At 62.0% G+C, this 12,651-nt stretch carries 11 protein-coding genes and 1 pseudogene; 7 read left to right on the top strand and 5 right to left on the bottom strand.

Annotated elements, in window-relative coordinates; all coding sequences use genetic code 11:
• Positions 1–28 precede the first annotated feature (28 nt).
• The gene (locus CD58_RS20875) at positions 29–847 is read left to right on the top strand and encodes a DUF4892 domain-containing protein (protein ID WP_025214916.1); all 819 of its coding nucleotides are present in this window, start codon (positions 29–31) and stop codon (positions 845–847) included.
• Between the two features lie 62 nt (positions 848–909).
• A complete protein-coding gene (locus tag CD58_RS20870; protein ID WP_025214915.1) occupies positions 910–1,947 on the top strand; it encodes an AI-2E family transporter in 1,038 nt (345 codons plus the stop codon).
• Positions 1,948–2,029: 82 nt separating this feature from the next.
• Here CD58_RS20870 and xopAW read toward each other — a convergent pair whose 3' ends face one another.
• The 3 genes from xopAW to CD58_RS20855 all read right to left on the bottom strand — a co-directional run bounded on the left by xopAW (position 2,030) and on the right by CD58_RS20855 (position 4,904).
• Positions 2,030–2,872 (bottom strand): EF-hand domain-containing protein, encoded by an 843-nt coding sequence (xopAW, locus tag CD58_RS20865; protein WP_025214914.1) that lies wholly within the window; start codon positions 2,870–2,872, stop codon positions 2,030–2,032.
• A gap of 227 nt (positions 2,873–3,099) precedes the next feature.
• Entirely contained in the window at positions 3,100–4,146 is a 1,047-nt protein-coding gene (locus tag CD58_RS20860; protein WP_025214913.1) for a sensor histidine kinase, read from the bottom strand.
• Positions 4,146–4,904, bottom strand: coding sequence for a response regulator (locus CD58_RS20855; protein WP_025214912.1), 759 nt, complete (start codon positions 4,902–4,904; stop codon positions 4,146–4,148). Before CD58_RS20855 ends, CD58_RS20860 begins: the two co-directional genes overlap by 1 nt.
• A gap of 291 nt (positions 4,905–5,195) precedes the next feature.
• Between CD58_RS20855 and pyrF the strand changes: the two genes are divergently transcribed.
• Positions 5,196–5,894: an orotidine-5'-phosphate decarboxylase gene (gene pyrF / locus CD58_RS20850; protein ID WP_162178157.1), complete on the top strand. Its 699-nt coding sequence runs from the start codon at positions 5,196–5,198 to the stop codon at positions 5,892–5,894.
• A gap of 123 nt (positions 5,895–6,017) precedes the next feature.
• Here the strand turns inward: pyrF and CD58_RS20845 are convergent, their stop codons facing one another.
• Complete coding sequence (locus tag CD58_RS20845; protein WP_025214910.1) at positions 6,018–7,022, bottom strand: NADP-dependent oxidoreductase; 1,005 nt, start codon at positions 7,020–7,022, stop codon at positions 6,018–6,020.
• 226 nt (positions 7,023–7,248) lie between these two features.
• On the opposite strand from CD58_RS20845, the gene CD58_RS20840 reads away from it, so the two are divergent.
• The 4 genes and pseudogenes from CD58_RS20840 (at position 7,249) to CD58_RS31965 (ending at position 11,687) form a co-directional block, all read left to right on the top strand.
• The gene (locus tag CD58_RS20840; protein ID WP_025214909.1) at positions 7,249–8,010 is read left to right on the top strand and encodes an SDR family oxidoreductase; all 762 of its coding nucleotides are present in this window, start codon (positions 7,249–7,251) and stop codon (positions 8,008–8,010) included.
• A gap of 205 nt (positions 8,011–8,215) precedes the next feature.
• Positions 8,216–9,604, top strand: coding sequence for a PLP-dependent aminotransferase family protein (locus tag CD58_RS20835; protein ID WP_038436703.1), 1,389 nt, complete (start codon positions 8,216–8,218; stop codon positions 9,602–9,604).
• A 118-nt stretch (positions 9,605–9,722) separates the two neighbouring features.
• Positions 9,723–10,826: pseudogene (locus CD58_RS31970) on the top strand (HAMP domain-containing protein); the annotation flags it as partial.
• Complete coding sequence (locus CD58_RS31965; protein WP_419178845.1) at positions 10,806–11,687, top strand: methyl-accepting chemotaxis protein; 882 nt, start codon at positions 10,806–10,808, stop codon at positions 11,685–11,687. The pseudogene CD58_RS31970 and the gene CD58_RS31965, both read left to right, overlap by 21 nt.
• A gap of 184 nt (positions 11,688–11,871) precedes the next feature.
• Here CD58_RS31965 and CD58_RS20825 read toward each other — a convergent pair whose 3' ends face one another.
• Positions 11,872–12,630, bottom strand: a complete 759-nt coding sequence (locus CD58_RS20825; protein WP_038436702.1) for a hypothetical protein — start codon at positions 12,628–12,630, stop codon at positions 11,872–11,874.
• Positions 12,631–12,651 lie beyond the last annotated feature (21 nt).

The following is a 12,651-nucleotide window of genomic DNA, read 5'->3' as shown; positions in this document are numbered from 1 at the left end:
TCCAAGAAACTCAGGCCAAGCCGATCCGATGAAATTATCCGTTCATTCACTCGCCCTGCTGGCGCTGGCTTGCGTCAGCCCGGCATCGTTCGCCGTCGATGTGCCCGGCAGTCACGATCTGGAGCGCGTGCCACGCATGCCCGATGCGCAGATCGTCGATTACCGGCAAACCAGCGACCTGGAACGTGTCTACCCCATGGGCTCGATCCGCAGGATCAGCGGCCAATTACGCTTCGACGGCCAGGTCGATGCCCGTGGCAACGTTACATCGGTCACTTACGAACTGCCGCCGGAACATTCCGCTAACCAGGCTTTTACCTTGGCTCGCGAAGCATTGCAGAAACAGGGCGCCGAGCTGTTGTTCTGGTGCCAGGCCCGCGATTGCGGTGAAAGCAGCCTGTGGGCCAACGAAGTATTCGGCAACGCCAAGCTCTACGGTGCCGATAATGGACAGGCCTACCTGCTGCTACGCCTGGCGCCACCGGCGGATAACACCCTGATCGCGCTGTACGGCATCACGCGCGGCAACCGCAAGGCCTACCTGCATGTCGAGCAGTTCGAGTCGAGCGCGGCGTTGGGCGATGTGCTGCCGACTTCGGCCACGCTGTTGCGCCAGCTCAAGGACACCGGCGCGCTGGACTTGCCGCGTCTTGCCGGTGAGCCGGACGACACCTGGTTACGCCTGCTGTCCCGGGCGCTGAACCTGGACACTGGCCTTCGGGTCAGTATCGCCGGCCCCGAGGCCGAGGCCTGGCGTCAGGCCTTGATCGACCAGGGCGTCCGAGCGGCGCGGATGGAGGCGGCCAGTGGCGATGCGGCGGGCCTGCACCTTGAGTTGCTGCGATAAGCTGTTTCGGGTGACGGGCTTGACGCCGTTACCCTGGCCTTGTCCATTTTTCGAGACCTTACATGCTCAATAACGATCGGCTGTTGGTGCAGATCCTGCTCCTGGTGTTGTTCGGTGCAAGCCTCTGGGTGATGGCGCCGTTCTGGTCGGCGCTGTTCTGGGGCGCGGTGCTGGCTTTCGCCAGTTGGCCGCTGATGCGCCTGCTGACCCGCTGGGTCAATGGACGTGAATCCCTGGCCGCGGCGTTGCTGACGGTGGGCTGGATGCTGCTGGTGGCAGTGCCGCTGGTATGGCTCGGTTTCAACCTGGCCGACCATGTGCGCGATGCCACGGCGTTCATCAAGGACGTGCAGGTCGACGGTCTGCCCGAAGCCCCGACCTGGCTGGCCGGCGTCCCCTTGGTGGGCGGACGGTTGGTGGGCATCTGGAACAGCATCGACCAGCAGGGTGCGGCGATGATGGTGTCCGCCAGGCCCTACCTGGGGCAGGTCGGCAACTGGCTGCTGGCCCGTAGCGCGCAGATCGGCGGCGGTATTCTCGAGCTGACCCTGAGTATCGTGTTCGTGTTCTTTTTCTATCGGGACGGTCCGCGATTGGCGGTGTTTGTCCACGGGCTGCTGGAACGCCTGATCGGTGATCGTGCCGGTTACTACATCGAGCTGGTGGCCGGTACGGTGCAGCGAGTGGTCAACGGCGTGATTGGCACTGCGGCGGCCCAGGCCGTGCTGGCGTTGATCGGCTTCCTGATTGCGGGGGTGCCGGGGGCGCTGGTGCTGGGCATCGTCACGTTCCTGCTCAGCCTGATCCCCATGGGCCCGCCGCTGGTCTGGATCCCCGCCACGGCCTGGTTGGCGTGGAAGGGTGAATACGGGATGGCGGTGTTCCTCGGTATCTGGGGCACCTTTATCATCAGCGGCGTGGACAACGTGCTCAAACCCTACCTGATCAGCCGTGGCGGAAACCTGCCATTGGTGATCGTGCTGCTGGGGGTGTTCGGCGGGTTGATCGCCTTCGGTTTTATCGGCCTGTTCATCGGTCCGACGTTGTTGGCGGTGGCGTACAGTTTGCTGACGGATTGGAGCAAGAGCCAGGCGCGATAACCCACCCCTGAGGCCAGCACCAAGTGATTCTTCGATCCAGTCAAGTAAGCCTGGCTCCCGAGGGGCCAGGCTTTCCGGTGAATCAAGTCGCCACGTTCAGGTGTTTCCCCACGGTGGCGACGTTATCCAGCGAGTATTGCCGGCTGAGGTTGGCGATCATCCTGTTCAACGCTTCGCTGACGTTGGCCTGGGCGGTGGAACTGTCGCGGCTGCGTCCGGCCTGCAAGGTGCTGTTGAACTCGTCGCTGTCGACCCCGCCGCTGCTGTCGCTGTCGAGTGCTTTCATCAGCATTGCGCTGTTGTCGGTGCTCGTGGTGGCGCTGGCGCTGGCCTGCAGGGTGCTGGTCAGTTCGCTGGCGGTAACACTGCCGTCGCCATCGCTGTCGAGCTGGCTGAACAGCTCTTCGCTGGAGGCCTGTTGCGGTGGTGGAGGCGGTGGGGCGAGGCTGGCGGCGAGTTCGTCGGCGCTGACGGTACCGTCTTCATTCTTGTCCAGCGCCGAGAACACTTGCTGACTGTCGGCATCGCTGCCAGCACTGGCCAGGCCGCTGCTCAATTCGTCACTGTTGACTGCGCCATCACCGTCGGTGTCCAAGGCGCTGAGCAGCGCCTCGGCCAGTTCGGTATCCGGCGCCTGGTTCCGTGGTGGTGGAGGTGGAGGGGCCATCGCGGCCATTTCCTCGCTACTCAAGTCACCGCTGCCGTCACTGTCCAGGTCGCTGAAGTTGTCGCTCAGGCTGACCAGGATACCGTCGTCGCTCTTCTGCGACAGGGCGCTGCTCAATTCGTCCTGATCAACCGAACCGTCGCCACTGCTGTCGAGCTTGCTGAGCAGCTCCTTTTGAAACTGCTGGCTGCGGGCACTGCTGGTCGCGGCACTGCTGGTGCTGGTATATGGCGAGTAACTGCTGACGCTACCGATCATGGGCGCTCTCCTTGGACTGAAATGGCCGGTGGGTCCACCGGCTTATGCAGCCTCAGCGGGGCAGTTGTCGTGGGTGTGTGGAGTTTGTACCTGCGGTTGTACAAAGCCGCCAGATCAACGCTGGCCCCTGTGGGAGCTTGCTCGCGATAGCGGTGGGTCAGCTTGCAAATCCTGTTGAATGGGCTGACGCCATCGCGAGCAAGCTTCCACAGGTGATAGGTGTGTGCTCAGGCGCGAGGCAGGCTGATCACCGCTGTCAAGCCGCCCCCGGGCGTTTCTTCCAGGCTCAACTGTCCGCCCAGGCGTTCGGCGGCTTCCCGGGCGATGGTCATGCCCAGGCCGACGCCGCCGGAATTACGGTTGCGCGAACCTTCCAGGCGGAAGAAGGGTTCGAACACGGCTTCGCGTTTGTCCGCCGCAATACCGGGGCCGTGGTCGATGACGCGAATCAGCACCTGATGACCCTGGTCTTCCAGGGTAATCAAGGTATGGCCGGCATAGCGCAGGGCATTGTCCATGAGGTTGTTGATGCACGAGCGCAGCGCCATCGGTTGTACTTGCAGCGGGGCGCAGCAACCGCTGGCTTGCACGTCGGCACCCTGGTCCTGGGCGTTTTCGCTCAGTGATTCCACCAAGGCCTGCACGTCCATCCACTGCAACGCTTCGCTGGTGCGCTGTTCATGCAGGTAGGTGAGGGTGGCATCGAGCATGCCGATCATATCGTCCAGGTCCTGGCGCATCTGGCCTTGCAGCTTGAGGTCGTCGATCTGCTCCAGGCGCAGCTTGAGCCGTGAAAGAGGGGTGCGCAGGTCATGGGACACCGCGCCGAGCATGCGTGAGCGTTGCTGCACCTGCTCGCGAATCCGTTGCTGCATCAGATTGAACGTATGGGCCGCTTGCCGCGCCTCCCGTGGGCCGTTTTCATCCAGTGGCGGGCTGTCGAGGTTTTCGCTCAGGCGCTCGGCGGCATCGCTCAGGCGCTGGATCGGCCGGGTCAGCAGCTTGGCGCCGTACCAGGCAGCGGCGATCAGCAGCACGAACTGAAACGTCAGTGGCACCACCGGGCCGCCGAACCAGGGGCGCGGAGGGCGGCTGGGGCGCGGGCCAAAGGGTGGCGGCCCTTCGCCTTGTCGGGAAAATTCCGGTGGTGGCCCCGGAGGGGGTGGCTGGTCGTAATGAAAAAACCAGGCAAAGGCCAGCAGATGCGCCAGGACAATCGCCAGCAACAACACGCCAAACAGGCGGCCGAACAGGGAGTCGAGGCGCAGTTGCATCAGCCAATGTCCCGGGCGTCGAACAGATAGCCTTCACCACGCACGGTCTTGATCAGTTGCGGCGCCTTCGGGTCGTCGCCCAGTTTCTGCCGCAGCCGCGAGACCAGTAGATCGATGCTGCGGTCGAACGCCTCGATGGAGCGTCCACGGGCGGCGTCCAGCAGTTGTTCGCGGCTGAGCACCCGGCGCGGTCGCTCGATGAAGACCCACAACAGGCGGAATTCGGCGTTGGACAGCGGCACCACCAACCCGTCGGCGGAGATCAGTTGGCGCAGGACGCTGTTGAGTCGCCAGTTGTCGAAGCGAACATTGGCCCGCTGCTCGGTACGGTCGTCACGCACCCGGCGCAGGATCGTCTGGATCCGCGCCACCAGTTCCCTGGGTTCGAAAGGCTTGGCCATGTAGTCGTCGGCGCCCAGCTCCAGGCCGATGATACGGTCGGTGGGTTCGCAGCGGGCGGTGAGCATAAGGATCGGGATGTCCGATTCGGCGCGCAGCCAGCGACACAGTTGCAAGCCGTCTTCGCCCGGCAGCATCAGGTCGAGCACGACCACGTCGAAATGCTCGGCCTGCATCGCTTGGCGCATGGTCGCGCCATCGGTCACGCCGCTGGCGCGTATGCTGAAACGGGCCAGGTAATCGATCAGCAGCTCGCGGATCGGCACATCGTCGTCGACGATCAGCGCGCGGGTGGCCCAGCGCTTGTCATCGTCGGGCGCTTTTGGATCGTCAGAATTGGCAACAGGGGTGTTCTGCATGGATGCATCATCTGCCAGGTAGGCTGCCAACCGCAAAGAAGGCGGCGAGGTTGAGGCTTCAGCATAGGCTTGGTGCCGCGAGGCGTGAAGCGCTGAAAGAACGGGTTGCGGCGGCGGACGGTAGCGTGCCGGCGTGTTGCTGGCATGTCATGAGTGTATCGACTTCGACACAATGGGCGGTATCGTCCATGCTGCCCTGGACGCGATGAGGATTTACCGATCATCGGGTCCCGCACCGGCGCTGGTTCCGCTACAATGCGCGCCGATTTCGACTTGCCTGAGAGCCCGCTCATGTCCGCCTGCCAGACGCCTATTATCGTCGCCCTGGATTTCCCTACCCGTGACGCCGCCCTGAAGCTGGCCGACCAGTTGGACCCCAAGCTCTGCCGGGTCAAAGTCGGCAAGGAACTGTTCACCAGCTGTGCTTCGGAGATCGTTGGTACCTTGCAAGACAAGGGTTTCGAGGTGTTCCTGGACCTGAAATTCCACGATATCCCCAACACCACCGCCATGGCCGTCAAGGCTGCCGCGGAGATGGGCGTGTGGATGGTCAATGTGCATTGCTCCGGCGGCCTGCGCATGATGGCGGCCTGCCGTGAAGTGCTGGATCAGCGCAGTGGCCCGCAACCCTTGCTGATCGGCGTGACCGTGCTGACCAGCATGGAGCGCGAGGACCTGGCCGGGATCGGCCTGGACATCGAGCCCCAGGAGCAGGTGCTACGCCTGGCGGCGCTGGCCCAGAAGGCCGGCCTGGACGGTCTGGTCTGTTCGGCCTTGGAGGCCAGTGCCCTGAAAGCGGCGCACCCGTCGCTGCAACTGGTGACTCCGGGGATTCGTCCGGCAGGCAGCGCCCAGGACGACCAGCGTCGCATCCTCACCCCGCGCCAGGCGCTGGACGCCGGTTCTGATTACCTGGTGATCGGCCGTCCGATCAGCCAGGCAGTTGATCCGGCCAAGGCGCTGGCGGCGGTCGTGGCTGAACTGGCCTGATCCAACCCCGAAGTTTGCCCTTGTGGGAGCGGGCTTGCTCGCGAACGCGAAGTGTCAGGCGCCATTTATGCCAGCTGACACACCGCCTTCGCGAGCAAGCCCGCTCCCACAGGTGTTATGTGACTAGACCTTGAGCACGAGTTTTCCGAAATTTTCCCCGCTGAACAATTTGGTCAGTGTCTCGGGGAACGTCTCCAGTCCTTCAACGATGTCTTCCTTGCTCTTGAGCTGCCCCTTGGCCATCCACCCGGCCATTTCCTGCCCGGCGGCGGCGAACTGCGCGGCGTAGTCCATGACCACGAAACCTTCCATGCGCGCCCGGTTGACCAGCAGCGACAGGTAGTTGGCGGGGCCTTTCACCGCTTCCTTGTTGTTGTATTGGCTGATGGCGCCGCAGATCACCACACGGGCCTTGAGGTTCAAGCGGCTGAGCACGGCATCCAGAATGTCGCCGCCGACGTTATCGAAATACACATCCACGCCTTTGGGGCATTCGCGCTTGAGGCCGGCGTGGACGTCTTCGCTCTTGTAGTCGATGGCGCCGTCGAAGCCCAATTCATCGATCAGGAACTTGCACTTGTCGGCGCCACCGGCAATGCCCACCACGCGACAGCCTTTGATCTTGGCGATCTGCCCGGCGATGCTGCCCACCGCACCGGCGGCGCCCGACAGCACCACGGTCTCGCCGGCCTTGGGCGCGCCCACATCCAGCAGGGCGAAATAGGCGGTCATGCCGGTCATGCCCAGTGCGGACAAATAACGTGGCAGCGGCGCCAGTTTCGGATCGACCTTGTAGAAACCTCTTGGCTCGCCGAGGAAATAATCCTGCACGCCCAACGCACCGTTGACGTAGTCCCCCACCGCGAACCCCGGGTTGTTCGAGGCGATCACCTGGCCGACACCCAGCGCTCGCATCACCTCACCGAGGCCGACCGGTGGGATGTAGGACTTGCCTTCGTTCATCCAGCCACGCATGGCCGGGTCCAGGGACAAGTATTCGTTCTTTACCAGGATCTGACCGGCTGCCGGCTCGCCGACCGGTACTTGCTGATAGGTGAAAGTTTCGCGGGTCGCGGCGCCCACCGGGCGTTTGGCGAGCAGGAACTGGCGATTGGTCTGGGCAGTCATGGCTGGCACTCAAGATGAATGAAGCCTTGTTGATAGACCTTCGAAACGTTTGTCGCAAGGTTTGCTGATACAGCGAATGCACTTCGATCCAACACAGTGATAGTTCAGCCACGGGCCTTATCACTGGCACCCATGAATGCTCAAACGGCAATTGGATAGTGCTGCCGTGCCATCGGGACCTGTGACTAGACTGGCGTCATCCCCCGCATTCATCGAGGAATTGACAATGAGCATGACGTTTTCCGGACAGGTCGCCGTGGTGACAGGCGCAGCCGCAGGTATTGGCCGCGCTACGGCCCAGGCATTCGCGGCAGAAGGCCTGCAAGTGGTGGTGGCCGACCTGGACGTGGCGGGCGGCGAGGGCACGGTGCAGTTGATTCGTGAGGCGGGCGGCGAGGCGGTGTTCGTGCGCTGCAACGTGACCCTGGAAAGCGACGTGCAGAATTTGATGAGCGAGGTGATCAAGACCTACGGTCGCCTCGATTACGCCTTCAACAACGCCGGGATCGAGATCGAGAAGGGCAAGCTGGCCGACGGGACCCTCGATGAGTTTGACGCGATCATGGGCGTCAATGTGAAGGGCGTCTGGCTGTGCATGAAATACCAACTGCCCTTGCTGCTGGCCCAGGGCGGTGGAGCTATTGTCAATACAGCTTCGGTGGCCGGCCTGGGGGCGGCACCGAAGATGAGTATCTATGCGGCCTCCAAGCACGCCGTGATCGGCCTGACCAAGTCGGCGGCCATCGAATATGCCAAGAAAAAAATCCGTGTGAATGCGGTTTGTCCGGCAGTGATCGACACCGACATGTTCCGTCGGGCTTATGAGGCGGACCCGAAAAAAGGCGAGTTCGCCAACGCCATGCACCCGGTGGGGCGTATCGGCAAGGTCGAGGAAATCGCCAGCGCCGTGCTGTATTTGTGCAGCGATGGCGCGGCTTTCACCACGGGCCATTCCCTGGCGGTGGACGGTGGCGTCACGGCGTTCTGAGGACAGGCGGCTCAGCTTGTAGGACAAAGCCCGCACTCGCTGCGGGCTTTTTCTTGGGCGGCGAGAACCGCCTTGGATCAGGCGATCAATGTGTTTCAAAGAGTGAGAATCAGCGGTTTTGACGATGATGTCGTACATCGTCTGGCAGTGGCCTGTGCTTAACTGTTTCCAGAAAGAAAACAAACGCTTAGGAGCTTGGTTACTCATGGAATTGAGAATCGACCGACAGGCCCTGGTGCCCGTCGTGCAGCAGATTGTCGACGCGCTGACGGGCTGGATCCGGCAGGATGCGGTGCAACCGGGCACCCGGCTGCCATCCATCCGGCAATTGGCACGGGAGAATCTGCTCAGTCAGTCCAGTGTCAATGAAGCGTGCGAACGCCTGGTGGCCCAAGGGCTATTGGCGTCCCGTCATGGCTCACGCTTTTTTGTCGCCCCGTTACCTTCGCCCTGGCACGAGTCCATCGACGAAAACCGCTCGCCAGACGCGCTGCCAATCCACGGGCATTTGACCGACAGCTCGCAATGGGCGTTGAAGTTGGGGTGTGGCGGGCTGCCCGAAAGCTGGCGTGAAAGCGATGACTTGGGTTACGCGATCCGTCAGGTCACCCGTACCGATATGGCGGGGCTGTTCAACTACAGTACGCCGTTGGGGCTGCCGGCCCTGCGTGAACAACTGTCCCGTCGCCTGAAGCAGTTCAATATCGACGCCGACAAGAACCTGATCCTGACCACGACCGGCGCCACCCACGGGCTGGACCTGATCGTACGGACATTGTTGCAGCCGGGGTGCTGCGTCGTGGTGGAGAGCCCTGGTTATTCGAAGCTGTTCGACCTGCTCAGGTTGCATGAAATCGACATGCTCGAGCTGCCCAGGACCCCGCGCGGCCCGGACCTCGATGCGTTGCAGTGCCTCCTGGCGACTCATCGGCCCAGTGCCTTGTTCGTCAACAGCGCCTGCCACAACCCCACCGGCAGCAGCCTGGCGCCGGCCGTGGCCCAGCGGTTGCTGCAGCTGACGAAAAAACACGCCATGCTGGTGATCGAAGACGACGTCTATGCCGATTTCCAGAGCTCAGCGCGGACCCGGCTGGCAGCGCTGGATGCCGACGTGGTCTACGTGGGCAGTTTCTCGAAAACCCTGAGCAGTTCGTTACGGGTGGGCTTTGTGACGGCCGCGCCGTCTGTTGTGGCGCGCCTGAGCGAGGTCAAGGGCATTACCAGTATGGGCGGGTCGCGTTTCTGTGAGTCGGTGATTGCCAGCCTTCTGGCCAATGGTGCTTATCGCAAACTGGTGCAACGCCAGCGGCAACGCCTGAATGGTGATATGAGGGCTGTGCTGCAGATGCTTGAAGATGCCGACTGGGAAGTCTTTGGCAAACCAGCGGGGGGACTGTTCATCTGGGCACGCCCACCCATATCTGACTATGCTGCATTACAACGCTTGGCCAAGCGGTTCGGCGTGCAGCTGTCTTCGCGTACAGCCTTCAGCCCTTCGGGCGCCAACAGTGCTTGGTTGCGGATCAACGTGGCCTACGCCTTGGACCCCAGGGCGCAAGCGTTTTTCCGGAGCTCGGCTCTGGATCGACCTTGAGTGTCCTGAAAACGACGCGGCTGTAGCTTTTTGCCATTATTCCGACGCCGGCATCTTGTGTTGCGGGGCGTCTCGTTGCGAATCTGCGTCAACACACACTGGCAGAGGACTGAGCGCAATGATTTCGGCCGTGCAAGGAAGTTTTGCCAACCTGGGTATGGCAAAGAAACTGGGCATCGGGTTCGTCCTGGTGTTGTTGCTCACCGCTGTGGTTGCGGCCATTGGAGTCTGGTCCCTGCAGACTATCAGCCACCGCTTTGAGGGACTCAAGCAGATGTCCTCCCTTAACAGCGAGCTGCTCAAGGTCCGGCTGCTTGAGCAGGAATACGCCTTGCGCTCCGACCCTAAAACGGCTGATGCCTTGCGCCAGGGCGTCGACGGGCTGATTGCCCAGGCCAACGAGCTTAAGGCGCAGAAGGCTGCCAATGTCCCGGTGATGAACGACGTGGAGCAGGCGCTGGCGGCTTATCGCAAGGCGTTCGACGAGTTTGTCGGGCTGAGCCAGAGCAAGGACCTGGCGCTGGAGATGGCCAGTTGGTCGGTGTCCAGTGTCGCCAATAACCTGGATGTGCTGCAGGCAGGGCTGGCGGATGATGGTGCCTACAACTTGAAAGAGTCCCAAGGCAAGGAGGGCGCCGAGTTCATCGAGCAGGCCAACCAGATCAGTGAAGTATCGCGGTTGATGCTGCAGGCCATGAACGAGGCGCGGGTTCGTCTGGACCAGAGCCGCAAGGGCAGTGCAGAGGCCGGGCAAGGCACTATTGAACAGGCCGAGCAGGCCATGACACAGGCCGAAGCGCTCAAGACTACCGTCAAGGACCCGGGTTACCAGACCGTGCTTAACGAAGTGGCTGGGCATATCGCCGGGTTCAACCAGCAACTGGCCGAATACACCGACCTCTTGGCCAAGGAAAAAGTCGTCTACCAGCAACTGCACGAGCGTGCCGCCCAAGTCGTGGAGCGGGTTGACCAAGCCTATGTTGCCGAAGACGGTGCGATGCGGAGCGAGCTGAAAAAGAACTCCCTGCTGATCATCGGTTCGTCGGCCCTGGCGCTGCTGGTGGGGTTGATTGCGGCCTGGGTCATTACCCGGCTGATCGTTGCACCGCTGCGCAGCGTGATTCGCGTCGCGCAGAAGATCGCCTCGGGCGACCTGAGCGCAACGGTTGAAGTGACGCGCCGGGACGAGATTGGTCAATTGATGTTGGCCATGCAACAGATGGGGGCCGGCCTGAGCGGTATTGTCAGCGGCTTGCAGGCAGGGATCGAACAGTTGGCCAATTCGGCCCAATCGCTGTCGGCCGTGACTGAGCAGACGAACCTGGAGGTCAGCAGCCAGAAAGAGGAAACCGAGCAGGTTGCCACGGCCATGAACCAGATGACCGCCACCGTGCACGACGTGGCACGCAATGCCGAAGAAGCGGCCCAAGCGGCCCAGACCGCCGACGATAAAGTCGAGAGTGGCCAGCAGGTGGTGCGTCAGAGCATGGTGCGCATCGAGCAATTGGCCGATTCGGCCACGTCGGCCAGTACCAGCATCGAAAGCCTCAGCGCCGAGATCCAGAACATTGGCACTGTGCTGAGTGTGATCAAGAGTGTGGCCGAGCAAACCAACTTGCTGGCGCTCAATGCCGCTATCGAGGCAGCTCGGGCCGGAGAGCAGGGCCGAGGCTTTGCGGTGGTGGCTGATGAGGTGCGGGCCTTGGCCAGGCGCACACAGCAGTCCACCGAGGAAATCGAGCGGTTGGTCAGCGCCTTGCGCTCAGCGGCCCAGACCTCCGTGCAGCAGATCCAGAGCAGTGGCGAGCTGGTGAAAATGGCGGTCAGCGATGCACTGCAGACCGAAAGCGCCCTGGGCAGCATTGCGGCGGCGGTGTCGTTGATCCAACAGATGAACCAGCAGATCGCGGCGGCGGCCGAGCAGCAAAGTTCGGTCGCCGAAGAGATCAACCGCAGCGTCACCAGCATTCGGGCCAGTGCCGACCAATCCTCCCTGGCAATGCGGGGCAACGCCGCGTCCAGCATAGAGCTGGCGCAGTTGGGCGTTAAACTGAAGGGGATGGTGGGGCACTTCAGGTTGTGAACCGTCGGCGGTTCGATACACAACCCTGTGGCGAGGGAGCTTGCTCCCGCTGGGCTGCGCAGCAGCCCCAAAACCAGGCGACTCGGTGTGTCGGGAAGATTGAGTTCACTTCTTTAGGGCTGCTACGCAGCCCAGCGGGAGCAAGCTCCCTCGCCACACAATATGGTTCTATCCGGCTGAGTTCTCAGTCGTAGACCTTCTTCTTCTTCCAGTCCGCGTCCGCTTCGACTTCCTTGAGCCCTTCGGTCAACTGGTTGACTTCGCCTTCCACGGGTTGGGTCTTGGCCAGGACCATGGAATTGGCGCGAGCCAGGAGTTTCTCCAGGTAGGCCAGTTGTTCGGCGTAGACCTGCGGTTCCTGTTGTTTGCGCAGGTATTGCACGCCGCGTTCGAACGCCAGGCGGGCCTGCCCCGGTTGTTCTTGTTGCAAGGCTTGTTGGCCGAGGTTGTTGAAGAACTCGATGTGCAGCAGGACCAGGATGTGCCGCACTTCGCGAATCCAGCGCTTGGCTTCGTTGGCTGGCAGAAAACCGTCCTGGGCGGCGCGAGTGATCTGACCGTGCAAAGCCTCGAGCAGAAACCGTACATCCTTGGCCTTGGCTTCGGTCTGGATCGGTGCCGGCGGATTGTTCACCGGGATTGATTCTCCCTGGGCGGCCAATGCGTTCAGTTCATCAAGGCGCACCTTGACTGCGGTATTGGTTTTCTCCAGGTTCAACAAACGCTGGCAAACGTTGAGCTCAAGGCGCGTCATCAGCAACTTCAGGGCCGGGGTTATCAACTGGCCGGGGAAGGTTTCGGTGATCTCGCCACAACGACGCAGGCGGTCGTTGAGTTCAACCTTGGTGCGAGCCTTTTCCAGCTTGTTGTTTTCCACCACATGGTTCATGTAGCCAATGGCGATCAACAGTGCGATCCCGGCTACGACGAGCAGGGTGATCATGAGTGGTGTCACCGGTAAGAC

It is taken from the genome of Pseudomonas brassicacearum (genome assembly GCF_000585995.1).
Classification (GTDB): domain Bacteria; phylum Pseudomonadota; class Gammaproteobacteria; order Pseudomonadales; family Pseudomonadaceae; genus Aquipseudomonas; species Aquipseudomonas brassicacearum_A.
The sequence above is the reverse complement of the archived record's forward strand: the minus strand, read 5'-3'. Positions and strand labels throughout refer to the sequence as shown.